Annotated in this window: 22 protein-coding genes; 12 read left to right on the top strand and 10 right to left on the bottom strand. The window is 69.7% G+C overall.

The features are described 5' to 3' along the window. The first annotated feature begins 28 nt into the window (after positions 1–28). On the top strand, positions 29–577 hold the full coding sequence (locus ACX938_RS05365; RefSeq protein ID WP_459430262.1) for an ActR/PrrA/RegA family redox response regulator transcription factor: 549 nt from the start codon (positions 29–31) through the stop codon (positions 575–577). A gap of 537 nt (positions 578–1,114) precedes the next feature. Here ACX938_RS05365 and trhO read toward each other — a convergent pair. Further along, positions 1,115–2,026, bottom strand: coding sequence for an oxygen-dependent tRNA uridine(34) hydroxylase TrhO (trhO, locus tag ACX938_RS05360; RefSeq protein ID WP_459430403.1), 912 nt, complete (start codon positions 2,024–2,026; stop codon positions 1,115–1,117). A gap of 142 nt (positions 2,027–2,168) precedes the next feature. On the opposite strand from trhO, the gene pncA reads away from it, so the two are divergent. From pncA to ACX938_RS05335, 5 genes are all read left to right on the top strand, one after another. Beyond that, complete coding sequence (gene pncA, locus ACX938_RS05355) at positions 2,169–2,765, top strand: bifunctional nicotinamidase/pyrazinamidase (RefSeq protein ID WP_459430261.1); 597 nt, start codon at positions 2,169–2,171, stop codon at positions 2,763–2,765. A gap of 60 nt (positions 2,766–2,825) precedes the next feature. Then, on the top strand, positions 2,826–4,118 hold the full coding sequence (gene pncB, locus ACX938_RS05350; RefSeq protein ID WP_459430260.1) for a nicotinate phosphoribosyltransferase: 1,293 nt from the start codon (positions 2,826–2,828) through the stop codon (positions 4,116–4,118). 82 nt (positions 4,119–4,200) lie between these two features. Beyond that, complete coding sequence (gene hisC / locus ACX938_RS05345; protein WP_459430259.1) at positions 4,201–5,286, top strand: histidinol-phosphate transaminase; 1,086 nt, start codon at positions 4,201–4,203, stop codon at positions 5,284–5,286. Further along, positions 5,283–6,206, top strand: a complete 924-nt coding sequence (locus ACX938_RS05340; protein WP_232754586.1) for a prephenate/arogenate dehydrogenase family protein — start codon at positions 5,283–5,285, stop codon at positions 6,204–6,206. The genes hisC and ACX938_RS05340 overlap by 4 nt, the downstream gene beginning before the upstream one ends. Continuing rightward, positions 6,203–7,072, top strand: a complete 870-nt coding sequence (locus tag ACX938_RS05335; RefSeq protein ID WP_459430258.1) for an extensin-like domain-containing protein — start codon at positions 6,203–6,205, stop codon at positions 7,070–7,072. The genes ACX938_RS05340 and ACX938_RS05335 overlap by 4 nt, the downstream gene beginning before the upstream one ends. 402 nt (positions 7,073–7,474) lie before the next feature. Here ACX938_RS05335 and ACX938_RS05330 read toward each other — a convergent pair whose 3' ends face one another. From ACX938_RS05330 to ACX938_RS05315, 4 genes are all read right to left on the bottom strand, one after another. Next, entirely contained in the window at positions 7,475–8,404 is a 930-nt protein-coding gene (locus ACX938_RS05330) for a sterol desaturase family protein (protein WP_459430257.1), read from the bottom strand. Beyond that, on the bottom strand, positions 8,401–8,793 hold the full coding sequence (locus ACX938_RS05325) for a hypothetical protein (protein ID WP_459430256.1): 393 nt from the start codon (positions 8,791–8,793) through the stop codon (positions 8,401–8,403). The genes ACX938_RS05330 and ACX938_RS05325 overlap by 4 nt, the downstream gene beginning before the upstream one ends. Before the next feature lie 63 nt (positions 8,794–8,856). Beyond that, positions 8,857–9,222, bottom strand: a complete 366-nt coding sequence (locus ACX938_RS05320) for a hypothetical protein (protein WP_459430255.1) — start codon at positions 9,220–9,222, stop codon at positions 8,857–8,859. Positions 9,223–9,382: 160 nt separating this feature from the next. Next, complete coding sequence (locus tag ACX938_RS05315) at positions 9,383–9,940, bottom strand: TlpA family protein disulfide reductase (RefSeq protein WP_232754591.1); 558 nt, start codon at positions 9,938–9,940, stop codon at positions 9,383–9,385. 28 nt (positions 9,941–9,968) lie between these two features. Between ACX938_RS05315 and argH the strand changes: the two genes are divergently transcribed. From argH to ACX938_RS05285, 6 genes are all read left to right on the top strand, one after another. After that, positions 9,969–11,360 (top strand): argininosuccinate lyase, encoded by a 1,392-nt coding sequence (gene argH / locus ACX938_RS05310; protein ID WP_459430254.1) that lies wholly within the window; start codon positions 9,969–9,971, stop codon positions 11,358–11,360. Continuing rightward, a complete protein-coding gene (locus tag ACX938_RS05305) occupies positions 11,357–11,500 on the top strand; it encodes an argininosuccinate lyase (protein WP_232754593.1) in 144 nt (47 codons plus the stop codon). The genes argH and ACX938_RS05305 overlap by 4 nt, the downstream gene beginning before the upstream one ends. Then, entirely contained in the window at positions 11,497–11,709 is a 213-nt protein-coding gene (locus tag ACX938_RS05300) for a hypothetical protein (RefSeq protein WP_459430253.1), read from the top strand. Before ACX938_RS05305 ends, ACX938_RS05300 begins: the two co-directional genes overlap by 4 nt. Further along, positions 11,709–12,032 carry a DUF2834 domain-containing protein gene (locus ACX938_RS05295; RefSeq protein WP_232754595.1) on the top strand — a complete coding sequence of 108 codons (324 nt, stop codon included), beginning with the start codon at positions 11,709–11,711 and terminating at the stop codon, positions 12,030–12,032. Before ACX938_RS05300 ends, ACX938_RS05295 begins: the two co-directional genes overlap by 1 nt. A 117-nt stretch (positions 12,033–12,149) precedes the next feature. After that, the gene (lysA, locus tag ACX938_RS05290; RefSeq protein ID WP_459430252.1) at positions 12,150–13,415 is read left to right on the top strand and encodes a diaminopimelate decarboxylase; all 1,266 of its coding nucleotides are present in this window, start codon (positions 12,150–12,152) and stop codon (positions 13,413–13,415) included. Between the two features lie 39 nt (positions 13,416–13,454). After that, entirely contained in the window at positions 13,455–16,100 is a 2,646-nt protein-coding gene (locus tag ACX938_RS05285) for a TIGR02302 family protein (protein ID WP_459430251.1), read from the top strand. A gap of 278 nt (positions 16,101–16,378) precedes the next feature. On the opposite strand, the gene arfB is transcribed toward ACX938_RS05285, so the two are convergent. The 5 genes from arfB to ACX938_RS05260 all read right to left on the bottom strand — a co-directional run bounded on the left by arfB (position 16,379) and on the right by ACX938_RS05260 (position 20,991). Continuing rightward, a complete protein-coding gene (gene arfB, locus ACX938_RS05280; protein ID WP_459430250.1) occupies positions 16,379–16,798 on the bottom strand; it encodes an alternative ribosome rescue aminoacyl-tRNA hydrolase ArfB in 420 nt (139 codons plus the stop codon). A 326-nt stretch (positions 16,799–17,124) separates the two neighbouring features. Beyond that, positions 17,125–17,754 (bottom strand): queuosine precursor transporter, encoded by a 630-nt coding sequence (locus tag ACX938_RS05275; protein ID WP_232754599.1) that lies wholly within the window; start codon positions 17,752–17,754, stop codon positions 17,125–17,127. A 95-nt stretch (positions 17,755–17,849) separates the two neighbouring features. After that, positions 17,850–18,728: an esterase-like activity of phytase family protein gene (locus ACX938_RS05270; RefSeq protein ID WP_459430249.1), complete on the bottom strand. Its 879-nt coding sequence runs from the start codon at positions 18,726–18,728 to the stop codon at positions 17,850–17,852. Then, entirely contained in the window at positions 18,701–19,633 is a 933-nt protein-coding gene (mepA, locus tag ACX938_RS05265; protein ID WP_459430248.1) for a penicillin-insensitive murein endopeptidase, read from the bottom strand. The genes ACX938_RS05270 and mepA overlap by 28 nt, the downstream gene beginning before the upstream one ends. After that, positions 19,630–20,991 carry an MFS transporter gene (locus ACX938_RS05260; RefSeq protein WP_459430247.1) on the bottom strand — a complete coding sequence of 454 codons (1,362 nt, stop codon included), beginning with the start codon at positions 20,989–20,991 and terminating at the stop codon, positions 19,630–19,632. Before ACX938_RS05260 ends, mepA begins: the two co-directional genes overlap by 4 nt. Between the last annotated feature and the right edge of the window lie 146 nt (positions 20,992–21,137).

The following is a 21,137-nucleotide window of genomic DNA, read 5'->3' as shown; positions in this document are numbered from 1 at the left end:
ACTCCGGCAGGACCGGAGGCAGGCAAGGATGCACAAGATGCGCGAGCTGGGCGACGACATTTCGCTGCTACTGGTCGATGACGACGAGCCGTTCCTGAAGCGGCTGGCCAAGGCCATGGAGAAGCGCGGCTTCTCGGTCGAGACCGCCGGATCTGTCGCCGCCGGCAGCGCCATCGCCACCGCGCGCCCGCCGGCCTACGCGGTGGTCGACCTGCGGCTCGAGGACGGCAACGGGCTCGACGTGGTCGAGGTGCTGCGGGAGAAGCGCCCCGACGCGCGGATCGTGGTGCTGACGGGATACGGCGCCATCGCCACGGCGGTCGCCGCGGTGAAGATCGGCGCGACCGACTACCTGTCGAAGCCGGCTGATGCGACGGATATCGTGAACGCGCTGCTTTCCGACGGCGAGGAGCTCCCGCCGCCGCCCGAGAACCCGATGTCCGCCGACCGGGTGCGCTGGGAGCATATCCAGCGGGTCTACGAGTTGTGTGACCGGAACGTCTCCGAGACCGCGCGGCGGCTGAACATGCACCGCCGGACGCTGCAGCGGATCCTGGCGAAGCGCTCGCCGCGGTAGGGGGCTGGGGGCGAGCGCCGAGCGGTTTGTGCGCGGTGCCGTTTGCCCCGGTTTAGAGCCGCTTTTCCGCTTGTCTCGGTTTAGCGCCGCATTTCTGCCCTCACCGGTTTCGCCCTCAACTCACCACCCAGCACCAGAAAAGGCGCGGAACAAGGCCGCAGGCCGCCGCGCCTGCGCCGGACCGGCCCGGCGGTCTGGCGCTCCTCAGATGTCAGCGCGACGCTCGCTTCTCGTCCTGACATTGCAAAAATAAAGCGCGCCGTTCGGCGGTTGGCAGTGCCAGACCCCGGTCCGGCGCAGACGCGGCTTTTCACCTGGAGAGGGACGGGTCTCCCAGCGTTAGAGACGTATCTGCGCTCTCAGCGCAGTCACTCAGCGCAGTCACTCAGCGCAGTCACTCAGCGCAGTCACTCAGCGCAGTCACCCAGCGCCGTCTGCCGAGCCCAAAGGACGCCGCACTAAGCCCGGAACCGCCGCACTAAACCCAGAACCGCGCACCAAGCCCCCGCGCGCAACGCACCCACAGACGCCCCGGCCTTACTCCCCGGACCCCGCCAGGTGCCGCTCACCCCGCGCCCGCGCCAGCGCGATCTGCCGCTGCCTCTCGCGGAACCTAGCCTTGTCCTCGGCGCTCGTCTCCGCGGCGCAGTGGTGGCAGGCGACGCCCTCCTCGAACTCCGGGCGGGCGCGGTCCTCGGGCAGGATCGGGCGGCGGCAGGCGTGGCACAACTCGTGCGGGCCCTCCGCGAGCCCGTGCCCCACCGAGACCCGGCCGTCGAAGACGAAACATTCGCCCTGCCAGGTGCTCTCTTCCTCGGGGACTTCCTCGAGGTATTTCAGGATGCCGCCCTTGAGGTGATAGACCTCTTCGACCCCCTGGCCGATCAGCCAGTTGGTCGATTTCTCGCAGCGGATGCCGCCGGTGCAGAACATCGCGATGCGCTTGTTGTGGAAACGGTGCTTGTTCGTCTCCCACCAGGCGGGGAAGTCGCGGAAGCTCTCGGTGCCCGGATCGATGGCGCCCTCGAAACTGCCGATCGCCACTTCGTAGGCGTTGCGCGTGTCGATCACCGCCACGTCGGGGGCCTGGATCAGCGCGTTCCACTCGGCGGGCTCGACGTAATGGCCGGTGCGGGCGCGGGGGTCGACCTCGGGCTGGCCGAGGGTGACGATCTCCTTCTTCAGCCGCACCTTGAGCCGCGCGAAGGGGCGGGCCTCGGCGGTGGAGAACTTCACCTCGAGATCGGCGCAGCCCGGCAGGGCGCGGATATGCTCGAGAAGCGCCGCCACCCCTTCCTCGGGCCCCGCGACGGTGCCGTTGATCCCCTCGCGCGCAATGAGCAGCGTGCCGGTCACATCTCCGGCCTCGGCCCGGGCGACGAGCCCCGGCTTCAGCGCGGCCGGGTCGGCGAAGGGAGTGAAGTGGTATAGCGCGGCGATCTGATACATGCCCTGCGAGATAGGGTAGCGGGCCTGCGTCGCGCAAGTCCCGCCCTGCGCGGGCGTGACCGCGCCGCGCGCGCCGCCGCCCCTTGCCTCCACGCCGCGGGCGGTTAGGGTCTGCCCCGCGATCCGCGAGAGGAGAGACAGCATGCAGGCGCTTCTGGTCATCGACGTGCAGAACGACTTCTGCCCCGGCGGGGCGCTCGCCGTGGAGGAGGGCGACGCCGTGGTCGCCCCGATCAATGCGCTCATGTCCGCCTATGAGACCGTGATCCTGACCCAGGACTGGCACCCCGCGGGCCATTCCTCCTTCGCCTCGGAACACGCGGGCAAATCGCCCTTCGAGATGACCGAGATGGACTACGGCCCGCAGGTCCTCTGGCCCGATCACTGCGTCATCGGCTCCGAGGGCGCGCGGTTTCACCCGGCTCTCGACACTGACCGCGCCGACCTGGTCCTGCGCAAGGGCTTCCGCCGCGCGATCGACAGCTATTCCGCCTTCTTCGAGAACGACCACGCCACGCCCACCGGGCTCGAGGGTTACCTGCGCGAACGCGGGATCACCGATCTGACGCTGGTCGGGCTGGCCACCGACTTCTGCGTGAAGTTCTCGGCCCTCGACGCGGCCAAGCTGGGCTTCGGCGTCACCGTGAAGCGCGACCTCTGCCGGGCCATCGACCTCGATGGTTCGCTGGCCGCCGCGCTCGACGAGATGGCCACCGCGGGGGTGCAGATCACCGGCTAGGCTTGCGCCAGGCGCGCGCCCGCCGCTAAACCCGGAACGATCTTGCAGAAAGGACCGGCCTTGGTCGACATCGCCACACGCGTCTGGAACCACAAGTGGAAGATCGACCCGATCGTCCGCTCGCTGATCGATACGGACTTCTACAAGCTCCTGATGTGCCAGTCGGTGTTCCGCAACAAGCGCGACACCCAGGTGACCTTCAGCCTGATCAACCGCTCCTCGCATGTGCCGCTGGCCAAGCTGATCGACGAGGGCGAGCTGCGCGAGCAGCTCGATCACATCCGCTCGCTCTCGCTGCGGCGGGGCGAGTCGACCTGGATGCGCGGCAACACCTTCTACGGCAAGCGGCAGATGTTCCGGCCGGACTTCATGGACTGGTTCGAGAACCTGCGCCTGCCGCCCTATCACCTGGAACGGGTGGGCGACCAATACGAGCTGACCTTCGAGGGCTCCTGGCCCGAGGTCATGCTCTGGGAGATCCCGGCGCTTGCGGTGCTCATGGAGCTGCGCGGCCGGGCGGTGCTGAACGACCTCGGCCGCTTCGAGCTGCAGGTGCTTTACGCCCGCGCCATGACCCAGCTCTGGGAGAAGATCGAACGGCTGCGCGGCATCGAGGGGCTGCGGATCGCCGATTTCGGCACCCGGCGGCGGCACAGCTTCCTCTGGCAGGATTGGTGCGTGCAGGCCATGTACGAAGGGCTCGGCGACCGGTTCACCGGCACCTCCAACTGCCTGATCGCCAAGAACCGCGACCTCGAGGCGATCGGCACCAATGCCCATGAGCTGCCCATGGTCTACGCCGCGCTTGCCGAGGATGACGCGGGCCTCGCCCAGGCACCCTACGACGTCCTGGCCGACTGGCACGAGGAACACGAGGGCAACCTGCGGATCATCCTGCCTGACACCTATGGCACCCAGGGTTTCCTCGATCGCGCGCCGGACTGGCTGGCAGGCTGGACCGGCATCCGCATCGATTCCGGCGACCCCGCGGCGGGCGCCGAGATCGCCATCGACTGGTGGAAGGCCCGGGGCGAGGACCCGCGCGAGAAGCTGGTGATCTTCTCCGACGGGCTCGACGTCGAGAAGATCGAAGAGCTTTACGCGCGGTTCGCCGGGCGGGTCCGGGTCTCCTGCGGCTGGGGCACGCTTCTGACCAACGACTTCCGCGGCCTGGTGCCGGGGGACCGGCTCGCGCCCTTCAGCCTGGTCTGCAAGGCGGTGGCCGCCGAGGGCCGCCCGACGGTCAAGCTGTCGGACAACCCCAACAAGGCCATGGGCCCCGAGGACGAGATCGCGCGCTACAAGCGGGTCTTCGAGGTCGGCGCGCAGAAACGCTTTGACGTGACGGTGTGACACGCCGCCTCCGCCGGGCGCTTCGCGCTTTTCACGGCTCCGGCGGGCCGCTATAGCCGGGGAACGAGGAGAGCGCGGACAAATGACAAAAATCGCACCCAAACCCGGCATCATGGACATCGCCCTGTATGAGGGCGGCAAGGCGGCGGTCGACGGCGTGTCGAACGTCATCAAGCTCAGCTCCAACGAGAATCCCTTCGGCCCGCCCGAGGGCGCCAAGGAGGCGATCCGCCGGGCGCTGCACGAGATGCACCGCTATCCCTCGTCGGATCACGCCAGCCTGCGCGCCGCCATCGGCGAGGTCCACGGGCTCGACCCCGAGCGGATCATCTGCGGCACCGGCTCGGACGAGATCATCCACTTCCTGTGCCAGGCCTATGCCGCGCGCAACGACGAGGTGATCCACACCGAACATGGTTTCGCCATGTACAAGATCAGCGCCCGGGTGGCCGGCGCCAAGCCTGTCGAGGTGCCCGAGAAGGAGCGCGTGACCGATGTCGACGCGATCCTCGCGGCCTGCACCAAGAAGACCAAGCTGGTGTTCCTCGCCAACCCCAACAACCCGACCGGCACCATGGTCGGCCTCGCCGAGATCGAGCGGCTGGCCGAGAACCTGCCGCCGCAGACGCTCCTGGTGCTGGACGGGGCCTATGCCGAATACGTCGAGGGCTACGACGGCGGCGCGCATCTGGTCGAGAGCCGCGAGAACGTGGTGATGACCCGCACCTTCTCGAAGATCTACGGGCTGGGCGGCATGCGCATCGGCTGGGCCTATGCGCCCAAGGCGGTGATCGAGGTGCTGAACCGAGTGCGCGGGCCCTTCAACCTGTCGAACATCGCGCTGGCCGCCGCCGAGGCGGCGATCCGCGACGCCGACTACGTGAAGAAGTCCCGCGACGAGAACACCCGCCTGCGCACCTGGCTGGCCGAGGCGCTGATGGAGCACGGCGTGCCCTCGGACACCTCGACGGCGAATTTCGTGCTGGCGCGGTTGTCCTCGCCGGAAGAGGCCGAGGCCTGCGACGCCTTCCTGCAGAAACAGGGTCTGATCGTGCGCCGCGTGGGCGGCTACGGGCTGCCCTCGGCGCTGCGGATCACCGTGGGGGACGAGCCCTCCTGCCGCCGCGTGGCGCATTGCATCGGGCTGTTCAAAGCGGGGGAGCGATGACGGCTCCGGTCTACGGAAAGGTCGCGCTGATCGGGCTCGGGCTGATCGCCTCGTCGATGTACTGGGCGATGTCGCGCCGCGGCCTCGTGGGCGAGGTCAGCGGCTATGCCCGCTCCGAGGCCACCCGCGAGACCGCCCGCCGGATCGGCCTTTGCGACAGCATCGCCGAGAGCGCCGCCGAGGCGGTGGCCGATGCCGACCTCGTGGTCCTCGCCGTGCCGGTGGGCGCCATGGGCGCCGTTGCCGAGGAGATCGGCCCGCATCTGAAGCCCGGCGCGACCGTCACCGACGTCGGTTCGGTCAAGAAAGAGGTCATCTCCGCCGTCGGCCCGCATATGCCGGAGGGCGTGCATTTCATCCCCGGCCACCCGCTCGCCGGGACCGAGCATTCCGGCCCCGAATCGGGCTTCGCCACGCTTTTCGACAACCGCTGGTGCCTGCTCGTGCCGGTCGAGGGCTCTGACCGCGCCGCCGTGGCCCGGCTCAAGACCTTCTGGGAGGGCCTCGGCGCCCAGGTCGAGGAGATGGACGCCGAGCATCACGACCTGGTGCTGGCCGTGACCTCGCATACGCCGCATCTCATCGCCTACACCATGGTGGGCGTGGCCGACGACCTGCGCCGGGTGACCGACAGCGAGGTCATCAAGTATTCCGCCGCGGGTTTCCGCGATTTCACCCGGATCGCCGCCTCGGATCCGACCATGTGGCGCGACGTCTTCCTGACCAACAAGGAAGCCACGCTCGAGATCCTGGGCCGCTTCACCGAAGAGCTCTTTGCCCTGCAGCGGGCGATCCGCAAGGGCGACGGGGCGCATCTGCACGAGTATTTCACCCGCACCCGGGCGATCCGGCGCGGCATCATCGAGGCCGGTCAGGACACCGACGCGCCGGACTTCGGCCGCGTGAAGGTGGAGCGGTGAGGGGCGCGCTGGGCCTTCTCTTGCTGGCGCTGGCCGCGGGGCCGGTGCTGTCCGCGGCGCCCGAGGTCTCGGCCCGGCCCGAGGCGCGGGTCGTGTTGGCCCCCGAGGCGCAGCCGATGCGCCCCGAGGCCCGGCCCGAGGCACAGGTCGAGGCGCTGATCGCCGAGGAACTGGCCGGGCGTTTCGAAAGCCTCGCCCCCACCGCCGAGGCCGCGCGGCTCGCCCGCGAGCGCGCCTTTGCCGCCGCCAGCCGCCAGGCCGTGCCGCGTGCGCTGAGGCCGCTGATGCGCAGTGGCGGGCTGGTCGAGAAGGCCATGGCGCGCCAGCGCGACCGCCGCGGCGGCGCGCTCTGCGGCGATCCGGCGCTTCAGGGCGACTACGTGGGTTACGTGCCCGGCCGCATCCGCGGCTGCGGGATCGAGGATGCGGTCGAGCTGCGCTCGGTCTCGGGCGTGGCGCTGAGCCAGCGCGCGCTGGTGCATTGCTCGACCGCCAAGGCGCTGAAGCGCTGGGTCGACCGGGTGGCGAAACCCTCGGTCGGGCGGGTCGGCGGCGGCATCGCCGAGCTGAAGGTGGCGGCGCATTACTCCTGCCGGACGCGCAACAACCAGCCCGGGGCGAAGATCTCCGAGCACGGCAAGGGCCGGGCGATCGACATCTCCGCGATCAACCTGCGCGACGGCTCGCAGCTGAGCGTCTTGGGCGGTTATCGCACCGATTACCAGGGCCCGATCCTGCGGCGGATGTACAAGGGCGCCTGCGGGATCTTCGGCACGACGCTGGGGCCGGATTCGGACCGGTATCACCAGGACCACTTCCACTTCGACACCGCGCGCCACCGTGGCGGGGCGTATTGTGGGCCGTGAGGGGGCGTTTGGCGTCTCGCCTTGCTCACCGCGCCTCAGCCTCTGCAAACCACCCCATCTTGCGCCCGAATAGCATCGAAGATGCCGGGCGCGCGCCGGACCGGCCCCTTGGGCCGGCGCTCCTTGGGATGGCGTGCATAGCATGCTCCTAGTCCTGACCTTGCAGCCATAAAGCGCCTCACTCGGAGGTCAGAAGCGCCGGCCCCCGGCCCGGCGCGCGCCCTCTGTTGCGTGGGGTGATGGCGGGTTGGTGCACGGGTGGTGCCTCGGGAGCCTCTTAATGGCCCTCGTGCGGTGTGTTTCGCTTCGAAGCTCAGGCCCCTGGGCAGTTCTCAAATCGGCCCAGCCCGCACCCCGTCAGCGCGCACCCCCAAAGCCCGCGCCCACAACCCCAACCGCCCCTCACGAAAACCCCGGCGTGCCCCGGTCCTCGGGGTGCCGCGCCAGGTGCTTCTCCTTGATCGCGGCGGAGGTGTCGCGGCTGCCGTCATGGCTCCAGCCCGGCGGCGCGAAGGCATAGGCCAGCCGCGCCCGCCAGGAGAGCCCCGGCCGCGTCACGTCCCGGAAGATCGCCGCCCATTCGTGAAACGCCACCCGGAGCGGATTGAAGGTCCCGAGGTTGCGCACCAGCCCGTAATCCACGCGCTCGTCGTCGCGCTCGGCCACGAAGGTGCCGAAGAGCCGGTCCCAGACGATGAAGACCCCGGCGTAATTGGCGTCGAGGTAGCGCGGGTTGCGCCCGTGGTGCACGCGGTGGTGCGAGGGCGTGTTCATCACCGCCTCGACCCAGCGGGGCAGGCGGCCGATGGCTTCGGTGTGGATCCAGAACTGGTAGATCAGGTTCAGCCCGCCGCAGAAGAGCACCATGGCCGGGTGAAAGCCCAGAAGTATCAGCGGCGCGCGGACCACCATCATGAAGGTGAAGGTGCCGGTCCAGGTCTGCCTCAGCGCGGTGGTGAGGTTGTAGTGCTGGCTCGAGTGGTGGTTGACGTGGCTCGCCCAGACCCAGCGGATGCGGTGGCCGAAGCGGTGCACCCAGTAGTAGCGCAGATCGTCCAGCACGAAACACAGCGCCACCACCCACCAGGCCGAACCGAGGTCCAGCGGGGTGATCTGCCAGAGCAGCATGAAGAACCCCCAGGCCAGGAACCCCAGCGCGATGCCCGAGGCGACATTGCCCGCGCCCATCACCAGCGAGGTCACCGCGTCGCGGGTCTCGTAGCGCCCGCCCCGGCGCGACAGCGCGATCCAGAGCAGCTCGGCCAGGATCAGCGCGATGAAGATAGGCACGGCCATCTGCACCACGTCGGGATAGCTGAGATCGGGGGTCATCGGGCTCCTCCGGAGGCGCTGTGCCAGGCCGCCCTATCCTCGGGCGCCAGGGCGATGTCGATGCAGGGGGCGGTCATGTCGGGCAGGCGGAAACGCAGGCCGCGCGGGGTCTCCTCGACGCGCACCTCGGAAAGGAGCCGCGCGCTGGTATCGGCGCCCATGGCCCAGGCCAGCGCCGGGCCGTCCCCGGTCTCAAGAAGCGCCGCCGCTCCGTCGGCCGAGAGCGTCACGCGGTCGACGCGGGTCTCGGGGTATTCGCGCAGGAAGGCGGCGCGGGCCTCATCGGCATCGGCGAAGCGCCGGGCGGCGGAAAAGCCGAAGACATGCGTCAGGAGCGCGATGCCCGCGATCCCGCCCACGACGAGCGCGATGAGAATGCCCAGCGGCATGGCGTCTCCTCCCGGCTCAGACGATGCGGGAGGAGCCCATGCGCTGTCAAAACGGGCGTTACGTCACTTGAAGCGGTAGCGGATTGCGCGGTTGCTGTCGCCCGAGTCCGGGGTGACGCGGACCCAGTCGCCGGCGACCTCCCAGGTGTGGCAGCCGGCGCGTTCGTCGTTGCGCGACTCGCGGCAGAGCGTGTTGCCCGACCAGCGCCAGTCGCCGCGCGCCTTCCGGCCGTCGTGGCTGGCGACATAGGTGCCGTTGCGGCGCAGGGTCAGCGTGTTGCCGCGCCGGTCCTCGAGGTCGCGCCCGACGATGGCGGCGGTGAACTGGTCCTCCGAGGTGATCTGCACCCAGTGGCTGTCGGCCTGGGCGCCGATCGCGCCAAGCAGGAGGGCGCCGGTCAGGGCGGCGGCAAGGAAGGGTCTGGACATGCGGCGTCTCCGAAAGCTGCGCGATAGGTCTGCGGGGAAGTTTCTTGTTATGGCAGAAACGATGTCCCCGGCATGACCCTGCGTCAAGCGTCACGCGCGGGCGCAGTCCCGGCGCGGGCGGAAAGCCGCCCGATACGCGCGAAAGGCCGCTATAAGCGGCTCAGCGGCGTGACACGATCTCGGTCAGAAGCGCCTTGGCCTCGGGGGCGGCCCAGTCCGCATCGCCGGTCAGCCGGGCGACCTCTTGGCCTTCGGGATTGAGGATCACGGTGATCGGCAGGCCCAGCACGCCCATCTGCCGCGCCAGCGCAGAGCCCGGGTCGCGGTGCAGCGGCAGGCTGTCGACGCCGATCTCGGAGAAGAAGCTCTCCATCGCGGGCTTGGGGTTGCGCCCGGTGGCGATGGTCACGACCTCGAAGTCCTCGCCGCCCAGTTCGTCCTGCAGCTCGGCGAGTGCCGGCATCTCCTTGCGGCAGGGCGCGCACCAGGTCGCCCAGAAGTTCACCAGCACCCATTTGCCCTCGTAGTCCGAGAGGTTCAGCGCCGCGCCCTCGAAGCTCTCGAAATCGGCCTCCCCGGCGGGCTTGGCCTCGCTGTGCAGGTTGAGCTTCTTCATGTCGCCCTCGCGCGCCTCGGTCAGGTCCGCGAGCTCGGCATTGGCCGGAATTGCAAGCGCGAGGGCCGCGGTATAGACGAGCAGGCCAAGAGCGTTCTTCATCAGATCTTCTCCGTCAGAAGGAAATTGCATGTCCGACACGACCTCGAACCAGATGTGGGGTGGCCGCTTCGCCGCGGGGCCGGATGCGATCATGGAGGCGATCAACGCCTCGATCGGCTTCGACAAACGGCTCGCGGCGCAGGACATCGCCGGGTCGAGGGCCCATGCCGCCATGCTGGCCGCGACGGGCATCGTGGAGCCTAATGACGCCGAGGCGATGAGGGAAGGACTGCTCACCGTCTTGTCAGAGATCGAGGGCGGCGGTTTCGCCTTCTCGCCCGCGCTCGAGGACATCCACATGAACGTGGAGGCCCGCCTGAAAGAGATCATGGGCCCGGTGGCCGGGCGGCTGCACACCGCGCGCTCGCGCAACGACCAGGTGGCGACCGATTTCAAGCTCTGGGTGCGCGACCAGCTCGACGCCGCCGCCGAGGGGCTGGAGGCGCTGATCCGGGCGCTGCTGGAGCAGGCCGAGGCCGGCGCCGACTGGGTCATGCCGGGCTTCACCCACCTGCAGACCGCGCAGCCGGTGACCTGGGGCCACCACATGATGGCCTATGTGGAGATGTTCGGCCGCGACCTGTCGCGCGTGCGCGACGCCCGGAAGCGGATGAACGAATGCCCGCTGGGCTCGGCGGCGCTGGCCGGCACCGGCTTCCCGATCGACCGCGACATGACCGCCGAGGCGCTGGGCTTCGACCGACCGACGGCGAACTCGCTCGACGCGGTGAGCGACCGGGACTTCGCGCTCGAATTCCTCTCGGTCGCCTCGATCTCGGCCATGCATCTGTCGCGCTTCGCCGAGGAGCTGGTGATCTGGTCCTCCGCGCAGTTCCGCTTCGTGACCCTGTCGGACCGCTTCTCGACCGGCTCCTCGATCATGCCGCAGAAGAAGAACCCCGACGCGGCCGAGCTGATCCGCGCCAAGATCGGGCGCATCTTCGGCGCCAATGTCGCGCTGATGACGGTGATGAAGGGGCTGCCCTTGGCCTATTCCAAGGACATGCAGGAGGACAAGGAACAGGTCTTCGACGCCGCCGACAACTGGCTGCTGTCGCTGGCGGCGATGCAGGGCATGGTCGGCGACATGACCGCCAACCGCGCGGCGCTCGAGACCGCCGCGGCAAGCGGCTTCTCCACCGCGACGGACCTGGCCGACTGGCTGGTGCGCGAGCTGAACCTGCCCTTCCGCGAGGCCCATCACGTCACCGGATCGCTGGTCGCCAAGGCCGAGGCGCAGGGCTGCGACCTGCCGGACCTGCCGCTTGCCGAGATGCAATCCGTTCACGATGGCATCACCGAGGCTGTTTTCGACGTCCTCGGCGTGCATAATTCCGTGGCGAGCCGCATGAGCTACGGGGGCACCGCCCCCCAGCGCGTGCGCGAACAGATCGCCCGCTGGAAGGAGTTGCTGCCGTGAGAGTGATCCTGGCCCTATCGCTGCTGGCCCTGGCGGCCTGCGGTGCCGATGGCGCCCCCGAACGCCCCGACCCGGACCCCGAGCCGCGCCGCGGGATCAGCGTCAGCGGCAGCGTCGAGACCGGGGTGGCGGTCCGGTGAGGGTCGCGCTGGGCCTGGCCTGCGCCGCGGCGCTCCTGGCGGGTTGCGCGCCCGAGCCCGAGAACCCCTTCGAGCGCGAGCTGGGCCCGCCGCCCGCCCAGGTCGAGACCCGCAAGAGCGTGACCCTCTCGGTCGGCAGCAACGGCGTGGGTGTCGGCGGCTCGATCACCCGCACGCGCGGCAACTTCAGCTACGGGATAGGCTTCTGATGGCGACACTGACGGGGCTCCGGCCGCTCTGGCTGGCGCTGGCGCTCTGGGGCGCGGTGCATCCGATGTATTGGTTCGTGACCTATCTGTCGCAGAACGACTGGTCGCTCGGCGCGCTGATCGACGCCTGGTATGTGAACGCCTCGACCACCGGCCTGACCTGGGACCTGACCATCGCCGCGGTGACGCTGACGCTCTGGGTGCTGGCCGAGGTGGCGGTGCGGCGCAACTGGTCGGCGCTCTGGGCGATCCCCGCGACCTATTGCATCGGGGTGAGCTGCGGGCTGCCGCTGTATCTCTACCTGCGGTCGCGCCCGGTCTGAGCGCGCGGCGCTGCGAGGGCGCTGCCCTCGCGCTCCCGAGGTATTTTCGCCAAGATGAAGGGTGGAGCGTGGCGCCCTGCTGCGATAGATCCGCCGTCGCAATCCCCGGAGGCTGCCATGGATCACTTTCTCTATCGCGACGGCGTGCTTTGCGCCGAAGGCGTGCCGCTGACCGAGATCGCGGCCGAGGTCGGCACCCCGGCCTATGTCTATTCCACCGCCACGCTGGAACGGCACTTCCGGCTCTTCGACGAGGCGCTGGAGGGGATCCCGCACCTGGTCTGCTACGCGATGAAGGCGGCCTCGAACCAGGCGATCCTGAAGACCCTGGCCGACCTCGGCGCGGGCATGGACGTGGTCTCGGGCGGGGAATACGCGCGGGCCAAGGCCGCGGGCGTGCCCGGTGAGCGCATCGTCTTCTCGGGCGTCGGCAAGACCGAGGCCGAGATCGCCCAGGCGCTGGCCGGCGGCATCCGCCAGTTCAACGTCGAAAGCGAGCCCGAGCTTCTGGCGATCAGGCGCATCGCCCGGGAAATGGGCAAGACCGCCCCGGTCGCGCTGCGGGTCAATCCCGACGTGGACGCCAAGACCCACGCCAAGATCGCCACCGGCAAATCCGAGAACAAGTTCGGCATCCCGATCTCGCGGGCCCGCGCGGTCTATGCCGAGGCGGCGGCGCTGCCGGGCATCGAGCCCATGGCGATCGACGTGCACATCGGCTCGCAGCTGACCGATCTGGCACCCTTCGAGGCGGCCTATCTCAAGGTGGCGGAACTGACCGAGGTGCTGCGCGCCGACGGCCATGACATCCGGCGGCTCGACCTCGGCGGGGGGCTCGGGATTCCCTACGAGCGCTCCAATGCCGCGCCGCCGCTGCCCACCGAATACGGCGCGCTGATCAAGCGGACCGTCGGCCACCTGGGCTGCGAGGTCGAGATTGAGCCCGGCCGGCTGATCGCGGGCAACGCGGGCATCCTACTGTCGCGGGTGATCTACGTGAAGGAAGGCGAGGGACGCCGCTTCCTGATCCTCGACGCGGCGATGAACGACCTGATCCGCCCGGCGATGTATGACGCCTGGCACGACATCGTGCCGGTTATTGAGCCCGCGCCGGGCCACGAGCGGCAAAGCTACGACGTGGTCGGCCCGGTCTGCGAATCGGGGGACACCTTCGCCAAGGCGCGCGAGATGCCCGAGCTGCGGGCCGGCGACCTGGTCGCCTTCCGCTCGGCCGGGGCTTACGGCGCGGTCATGGCGAGCGAATACAACTCGCGCCCGCTGGTGCCCGAGGTGCTGGTGAAGGACGATCACCATGCCGTCATCCGCGCCCGCCCGAGCTTTGACGAAATGATTTCGCGAGATAGCATTCCTGAATGGCTGTGAGGCATCCCGCCTCCGGCCCCCACCGCCGCCGGAGCCGTGATGACCGACAAGGTCGATGATCCGTCACAGATACTCTCGCCCGTAAAGCGTCCGCTTGGGCTGACCCGGGCCGGGCTTCTGGCCGAACGGCTGGTCCGGGCCTTCTGGCCGCTCTGGTCGGTCCTGTTCGCCGCGCTGGCCGCGCTGATGCTGGGGCTGCACGAGATGCTGCCCCTGGGCGCGGCGCGCGGGCTGGCGGTGCTGGTGGCGGGGCTGGCGCTCTGGACCCTCTGGCGGGGGATCCGCGCCTTCCGCTGGCCGCGCCGGATCGACGCCATGCTGCGGCTCGACGCCTCGCTGCCGGGGCGGCCGATCTCCACCGCGCTCGACCGGCAGGCCATCGGCTCGGGCGACGGCGCGAGCCAGGCGGTCTGGGCCGCGCACCAGGCGCGGATGCGGGCGCGGCTGGCCAAGGCCCGGGCGGTCAGCCCGGACCTGCGGGTCTCCGAGGCCGATCCCTACGCGCTGCGTTACGCCGCGCTCCTGGCGCTGTCGGTGGCGCTGCTTTTCGGCTCGGTCATGCGGGTCTCCTCGGTGGCGGGCATGGGGCCGGGCGGCGCCTCGGAGCTGGCCATGGGCCCGAGCTGGGAAGGCTGGGTCGAGCCGCCCGCCTACACCCGGCTGCCGACCGTCTACCTCAACGACATTACCGCGCCCGAGCTGACCGTGCCCGAGGGTGCCGATGTCACCCTGCGGCTCTATGGCGAGGTCGGCGCGCTGAGCGTCCGCGAAAGCGTCTCGGGCAACCCCCTGGGCCAGGAGGGCGCGGCCGAGGCCAGCGCCCGCGACTTCGCGGTGACCCAGCCGGGCCGGGTCGCGGTCGACGGGCCGGGCGGGCGCGCCTGGGACTTCGCCGTCACCGAGGACAACGCCCCCGAGGTCGAACGCGCCGGCGGTTTCGATGTGACCTACGACGGCGAGGCCTCGCTGCCCTATGCGGCCCGCGACGACTACGCCGTGACCGGCGGCACCGCGCGGATCACCCTGGCGCTCGAGGAGGTCGACCGCCGCTTCGGCCGCAGCCGCCCGCCCGAGGAACGCCCCGCCATCGAGGTGCCGCTGTCGCTGCCCGTGGCCGGCGACCGCTCGGACTTCGAGGACGCGCTGATCGACAATTTCTCGCAGCATCCCTGGGCCAACCTGCCGGTCAGCATATCCTTCGAGGTGCAGGACGCCGCGGGCCAGACCGGCGCCTCGCCCGCCGAGGTGCTGACCCTGCCCGGGCGGCGCTTCTTCGACCCGCTGGCGGCGGCGCTGATCGAGGAACGACAGGCGCTCCTGTGGAACCGCGAGAACGGATCGGACGTGGCGCTGATCCTGCGGGCGGTGAGCCATCAGCCCGACGGGCTCTTCCGGCAAAGCTCGCATTACCTGCGCTTCCGCACGATCCTGCGGCGGCTCGAGGCCAAGCTCGAAGACGGGCTGACCGACGAAGAGGTCTCCGAGACCGCCGAGGCCATGTGGGAGCTGGCGCTGGTCCTTGAGGAAGGCGACCTCGACGACGCGCGCGAGCGGCTGCGCCGGGCGCAGGAGCGGCTCTCCGAGGCGATGCGCAACGGCGCCTCGCAGGAGGAGATCGCCGAGCTGATGCAGGAGCTGCGCCGCGCCACCGACGACTACATGCGCCAGCTCGCGCAGGAACAGCGCCGCATGGCCGAGGAGAACGGCGAGACGCCGCCTCAGCAGGACATGCAGGACGGCATGCAGATGACCCAGAACGATCTGCAGGAGATGATGGACCGCATCCAGGAGCTGATGGAACAGGGGCGCATGGCCGAGGCGATGCAGGCGCTCGAGGAGTTGCAGCGGCTGATGGAGAACATGCGCGTGACCGAAGGCCAGGGGCAGGGCCAGCCCTCGCCGGGCCAGCAGGCCATGGAGGGGCTGGGCGAGACCCTGCGCGAGCAGCAGGACCTGTCTGACCAGGCGTTCCGCGACCTGCAGGACCAGTTCAACCCCGGCCAGCAGCGCCAGGGGCAGGAAGGTCAGCAGGGCCAGGACGGCCAGCAGGGGCAACAGGGCCAGCAGCCGGGGCAGCCCGGCCAGGGCCGCGGGCAGGAGCCCGGCCAGCAGAACGGCCAGGGACAGGGCCAGGGGCAAGAGCAGGGTCAGCAGGGCCAGGGCGGCGAGGGGCAGAGCCTCGAGGAAAGCCTGGCCGACCGCCAGCGCGCGCTGCGCCAGGAGCTGAACCGCCAGCGCGGCAGCCTGCCGGGGCAGGGCACCGAGGCGGGCCGCCGTGCCGGAGAGGCGCTCGACCGGGCCGAGGGCGCCATGGAAGGCGCCGAGGAGGCGCTGCGCCAGGACGATTTGCCCGGGGCCATCGACCAGCAGTCCGAGGCCATGGAGGCGCTGCGCGAGGGCATGCGCAACCTCGGCGAGGCGCTGGCGCAGGAACAGGGCCAGCAGCCCGGCCAGCAGGGCCAGCAGGGCATGGCCGACGGCACCGACCCCGGCCAGCAGCGCGACCCGCTGGGCCGGTCGAGCGGCACCACCGGCCAGGTCGGCACCGACGAACAGCTCTTGCAGGGCGAGGACGTCTACCGCCGCGCGCGGGAGCTTCTCGACGAGATCCGCCGCCGCTCGGGCGAGGGCGAGCGGCCAGAGGAAGAGCTGGAGTATCTCGAACGGCTGCTGGAGCGGTTCTGAGGGGCCTTTGGGCCTGTCGTTTCAGGTTGTGGTCAGCGGTTTGCGCGGGGATCGACGCGCGAGGCGGGCGGTGCGGCGTTCACCCTGGTTAGAGCACTGGCGTTAAGGCTGGGTTAAAGCGCGAGCCCCAGAGGCTGCGGAAGCCAGCTTGGCCGCGCGCTCAATGGTCCGCCGCACCTCGGTTCGAGGCTCCCGCGCAGGGCGTTCCTCTCGCACCGCACCGTCTTCGCCCTCAGTAACCGCCGCTCGGAAACGCACCCGAACTGCAGGCCCCCCGCTCAATCCGGGTCCACCTTCCCGCGTAACGCCTTCTTCTCGCCCTGCTCCTTCTTCGCCTTCAGCCGCCGTTTCTTCGAGGCCAGCGTCGGCCGCGTCGGGATGCGCTTCTTCGGCTTCTCGTAGGCGCGGGCGATCAGCTCGGCCAGCCGGTCGCGGGCGATCTCGCGGTTGCGGGCCTGGCTGCGGGTCTCGTCGACCTGCAGGATCAGCGCCCCGTCCTTGGTCCAGCGCCGCCCGGCGATGCGCCTGAGCCGCGCCTTCACGTGGCCCGGCAGGTTGGGCGAGCGCTCGGCCTCGAAGCGCAGCTCCACCGCGCTCGAGACCTTGTTCACGTTCTGCCCGCCCGGCCCCGAGGCGCGGATGAACTGCTCGGTGATCTCCCAGTCCTCGATGGTGGTGCGCTGTCCGATTCTCAGCATCGGTCCTTTCCGGGGCTATCAGAGCCGTCTCACGCCGCCGCAAAGGCGGGGCCCGCGGCTCCATCCCCCATGTAGCACGGGGGCACAAAGTAAAAGGGCCGCCCGATGTGGGCGACCCCCGAGAATGTGGAGGTGGGGCCGGTTAGGCAATCCACCAATCCGGACGATCATCCGCCTGTAGGGGCTGCCCTAGGGGCGGGTCCTCCGAATTGTCCCGACACCTCTCTCGAATGCTTCTCTCGACACTGGATCACCTCCTTTCTCTGAGTTGCTCAATGAGGTCAGCCTGCCATGCTTTTCCTCGGTCGCAAAACAAAATCTTGTGGTCAGGCGGTGTGCGTCGTCGATACTGCGCGGAGAACGATCAAACGGAAGGGCACCAGCGCGATCAGCGCCAGGCTCAGCTTGACCAGCCAGTCGGCCACCGCGAGCGACACCCAGAGCGGCACAACAGGCCCGACACCCAGGAGCGGCAGCGCCTCGCCGGCCCAGGAGACGTCGTTGCCGGGCTCGAGGAAGACCAGCGCGCCCGAGAAGGCCACGGTGAAGAAGATCGCCGTGTCCAGCGAGGAGCCCACCAGCGTCGAGGCCAGCGGCGCGCGCCACCAGCGTCCGCCCCGGAGCCGGTCGAAGATCGACACGTCCAGAAGCTGCGCGGTCAGGAAGGCCAGGCCCGAGCCCAGCGCGATGCGGAAGGTCACCAGCGGGCCGAACTCGCCCTGGATCTGGGTGCCGATGAAGGAACAGACCACGCCCACGGCGAAGCCCGCCAGCACGACCTTGCGGGCCGGGCCGGGCCCGTAGAGCCGGTTCATCAGGTCGGTGACGAGGAAGGCGATCGGATAGGTGAAGGCGCCCCAGGTCAGCCATTGGCCGAGCAGGAACTGCACCAGGATGTTCGAGGCGACGACGACGGCCGCCATGGCAAGGATGCCGGGGATATGTGCGCGGGTCATGGAATGCTTCCCGTTTTTGCAAGGTTGCGGGGACTTGGCTCCGGACGCTCCCGGAACAGCCGCGCGCAATAATGCAGAGCCGGGCGCGGCGCAAGTTATTCCGTGACGCGGATCTCCACGAACTCGGTGCGCTGGAGGATGTTGAAGTTGTCGTCCGAGATCATCGTCAGCACGGTGTCACCGCCCGGATCCTGCCAGGCGGCGATGCCCTCGAGGTTGTCGAAGGTGCCATAGGTCGAGGTGAAGACCACGCGTTCCGAGGTGATCGCGTCCCCCTCGAAGGTGAAGCGGCGCACCCGGCTGCGGAAGGCCAGCCCGCTGAACTCGCGTTCGAGCAGGTAGAAGGCGCCGTCGGGGCCGAAATCCGCGCCGACCGGCAGAAAGCCCTCGCCGCGCGGGATCTCGAAAGGCTGCGACCAGCGGCCCTGCTTCAGCCGCCAGACCGGGAAGGGCCGGGTGAGCTGGCCCGAGCGTTCGGGCAGGGTGTAGAGCGTGCCCTCGCCGTCGATCGCCAGGGCCTCGAGGCCGGAGTTCAGCTGCAGGCTTTGAAAGGCCGGGGGCACCGGCAGCGCGGTCGCGCCGCGCGCGCCATAGGCCCAGAGCCGGGCCGCGCCCTCGTAGCTGATGACCCGGGCGCCCTGCGGGCTGATCGCCAGGCCTTCGGCGTCCCATTCGTGTTTCTCGACCGCGCCGCCGCCCGGCGTGGTCAGGGGTTCGAGCTGCCCGGCGCGCACGCCCGTGATCCGGCCCTCGCGGCGCTCGAAGCGGCCCGCGGTGATCGCGCCCCGGTCGGAGATCGCGACGAAGCTCTGCCCGTCGTCCGAGACCTCGAGGCCCGAGAAGCCGCCGTGGGCCTCGGCCTCGGACTGCCAGGTATAGGCGCCGAAATAGCCCTCGATGGGCGGTTCGGCGGCGCAGGCGGGCAGGGCGAGAAGGGCGAGCGCGCTCAGCGCGCCGAAAGGACAGAAACGCATTGGGCCGGCAGGTCCGCCATGGTGATCTCACGCTTGGGCTTGGGTTTCGGCGCGTTCGGGTCCGGCGGCGGCGGGTTCAGGATGTTGTTCACCCAGGCCTGCGCGTCGGCGCAGCCGTCGCCCGGAGGCGGCGGGTTCTGGTCGACGCAGCCCGTCGCGCCCGGCGGGCAGGAGAGCCGCACGTGGAAATGGTAGTGGTGCCCGTACCAGGGCCGGATCTTGCGCAGCCAGGCGCGGTCGCCGGTCTCGTCGTTGCACATCTGCACCTTGGCGCCGGGGAAGATGAAGATCCGCGCGACCCGCGGGTCCGAGGCGGCGGCCTTCAGGATCTCGTGGTGCGAGCGCGTCCAGTTGTCGTTGGTGAAGGCGCCCTTGGCGCGGCGCATCGAGATCGAGGAGATATTCTCGCGCTCACTCGCCGAAAGGTCGAGCCGGTCGGCGGGACGCAGCCAGATGTCGACATCGAGCCCGACCTGGTGGCTGGCGTGGCCGGTCAGCATCGGCCCGCCGCGCGGCTGGCTGATGTCGCCGATATAAAGCCCGTTCCAGCCGGGCTGCGCCGCGGCCTTCCGCGAGAGGCGCTGGACGTAGTCGACCACCTCGGGATGGCCCCAGTTGCGGTTCCGTGAGAGCCGCATGGCCTGCCAGGTCGGCCCGGTCTCGGGCAGGGCGACATTGCCCGCCGCGCAGCCCTTGGAATAGGAGCCGAAGGGCTCGGCGGCCTGGGCCGAGCCGTTCTGCTCGGCGCCGAAGAGCTGCTTGGCGCTTTTCGAGGACAGCACCGCGGGAATCGCCGCGGGCGCGCTGGCCTCGGGCAGGGTGCTTTGCGGACGGTCCGGGTCGTCCCCGCCGCAGCCCGCGACAAGCGCGGCGGCGAGGGCCAGGCTCAGGAAGGGTCGGATCATGCTGCTCGATCTCCGTCGGGGTGAACCCAGCGTAGCAGAATGAGCCCGCCCATAAACAGCAGAATGACCGGGATGAAGCCCAGCTGGTTGCTCTCGGTCGCGATGGTGAAGACGGTGATCAGCGCCGGCGCCAGGAAGGCCGTCGCGCGCCCCGCCAGGGCGAAGAGCCCGAAGGCCTCGGCGGCGTGTTCAGCGCTGCAATGGCGCACCATCATGGTCCGCGAGGCGGCGTAGAGCGAGCCGCCCGCGCCGCCGATGATCGCGCCGCAGATGTAGAAGATCACGTCGGGCGTGCGCGAGTTCTCGCCGAAGGGGATGCCGAAGAGCGCCTCGCGGGACATGCCGACGATCACCGAGCCGACCACGATCAGGCACCAGATGTTCGCCCGGATCACCGGTTTCGGCCCGAAGCGCTGATCGGCGAGCCCGCCCACCCAGGACAGGATCGCCGCCGCCAGCGCCGCGATGATGCCGAAGACTCCGATCTCGATGATCTCCCAGCCGAGCACCAGCTTGGCGTAGACCCCGCCATAGGCGTAAAGCGCGGTCATGGCGTCGCGGTAGAACATCGAGGCCAGAAGGAAGCTGCGGTAGGAGGGCCGGGCGATCACGCCCTTGAGCGTCGTCTTCAGCCGCGCCAGCACCGTGCCGAGGCTGGGCCGCGCGAGCTTGGTGGCGATCCGGTCCTCGGTCCAGGCGAAGAAGGGGATCGCGAAGAGCGCGAACCAGAGTGCGATGAAGGGCCCGACGAAGCGCGTGCCCTCGCGCGCCTCGGCGTCGAGCCCGAAGGGCGGCGCGAGGCCGATCAGCGTGGTGCCGCTTTCGTTCTCCGCGAAGAACAGCAGCATGACAAAGAGCGAGAGCACCCCGCCCCAGTAGCCGAAGGCGATGGCCCCGCCCGAGAGCCGGCCCATGGTCTCGTTCTGGCCGAGCGTCGGCAGGATGGCATTGTTGAGGTTGAAGGCGGATTCCGAGGCGACGAAGCCGATCCAGAAAAGCGCCAGGGCCAGGTAGAGCCCGGTGCCGTCGGGTTGCAGGAACCAGAGCCCCGCCGCGCAGAGGACCGCCGTCCCGATGAAGCCCACGAACCAGGGCCGCTTGCGCCCCGAGGCATCCGCGGCGCCGAGAAGCGGTGCCGAGAAGGCGATGGCCAGCCCGGCGATGGTCTGGGCGCTCGACCAGAGGCTCTGGGCGCTGGCGCTCGCCGCGCGTTCGCTAGCGCCCCCGGCCATGAAGGCCTCGGAGGCGACGGCGGCGAAATAGGGGGCGAAGATGAAGGTCAGGCCGAGGGTCGCATAGGGCTGTTGGGCCCAGTCGAAGAACATCCAGCCCCAGATCCGTTTGCGCGCCGTCGTCATGTCACCCCCGTGTCGCGGTCCCGGGCGATCAAACGCGGGGCACGCTGGGCTGGCAAGGGGGCGCTGTGGCGGGGGCGTGGAATTCCCGTCACGCGCGACATTGCTGCCGATGAGGGTGGGGGCAAGTCAGGGCGCGCACTTTCCCG

It is taken from the genome of Roseivivax sp. (assembly GCF_054552075.1).
This window is presented reverse-complemented; position numbering and strand designations above follow the sequence as displayed.

Coding starts and splice junctions, on each gene's coding strand:
- ACX938_RS05365 (WP_459430262.1), top strand. CDS start 29: ATGCACAAGATGCGCGAGCTGGGCGACGACATTTCGCTGCTACTGGTC.
- trhO (WP_459430403.1), bottom strand. CDS start 2,026: ATGTATCAGATCGCCGCGCTATACCACTTCACTCCCTTCGCCGACCCG.
- pncA (WP_459430261.1), top strand. CDS start 2,169: ATGCAGGCGCTTCTGGTCATCGACGTGCAGAACGACTTCTGCCCCGGC.
- hisC (WP_459430259.1), top strand. CDS start 4,201: ATGACAAAAATCGCACCCAAACCCGGCATCATGGACATCGCCCTGTAT.
- ACX938_RS05340 (WP_232754586.1), top strand. CDS start 5,283: ATGACGGCTCCGGTCTACGGAAAGGTCGCGCTGATCGGGCTCGGGCTG.
- ACX938_RS05330 (WP_459430257.1), bottom strand. CDS start 8,404: ATGACCCCCGATCTCAGCTATCCCGACGTGGTGCAGATGGCCGTGCCT.
- ACX938_RS05325 (WP_459430256.1), bottom strand. CDS start 8,793: ATGCCGCTGGGCATTCTCATCGCGCTCGTCGTGGGCGGGATCGCGGGC.
- ACX938_RS05320 (WP_459430255.1), bottom strand. CDS start 9,222: ATGTCCAGACCCTTCCTTGCCGCCGCCCTGACCGGCGCCCTCCTGCTT.
- ACX938_RS05315 (WP_232754591.1), bottom strand. CDS start 9,940: ATGAAGAACGCTCTTGGCCTGCTCGTCTATACCGCGGCCCTCGCGCTT.
- argH (WP_459430254.1), top strand. CDS start 9,969: ATGTCCGACACGACCTCGAACCAGATGTGGGGTGGCCGCTTCGCCGCG.
- ACX938_RS05295 (WP_232754595.1), top strand. CDS start 11,709: ATGGCGACACTGACGGGGCTCCGGCCGCTCTGGCTGGCGCTGGCGCTC.
- lysA (WP_459430252.1), top strand. CDS start 12,150: ATGGATCACTTTCTCTATCGCGACGGCGTGCTTTGCGCCGAAGGCGTG.
- ACX938_RS05285 (WP_459430251.1), top strand. CDS start 13,455: ATGACCGACAAGGTCGATGATCCGTCACAGATACTCTCGCCCGTAAAG.
- arfB (WP_459430250.1), bottom strand. CDS start 16,798: ATGCTGAGAATCGGACAGCGCACCACCATCGAGGACTGGGAGATCACC.
- ACX938_RS05275 (WP_232754599.1), bottom strand. CDS start 17,754: ATGACCCGCGCACATATCCCCGGCATCCTTGCCATGGCGGCCGTCGTC.
- ACX938_RS05270 (WP_459430249.1), bottom strand. CDS start 18,728: ATGCGTTTCTGTCCTTTCGGCGCGCTGAGCGCGCTCGCCCTTCTCGCC.
- mepA (WP_459430248.1), bottom strand. CDS start 19,633: ATGATCCGACCCTTCCTGAGCCTGGCCCTCGCCGCCGCGCTTGTCGCG.
- ACX938_RS05260 (WP_459430247.1), bottom strand. CDS start 20,991: ATGACGACGGCGCGCAAACGGATCTGGGGCTGGATGTTCTTCGACTGG.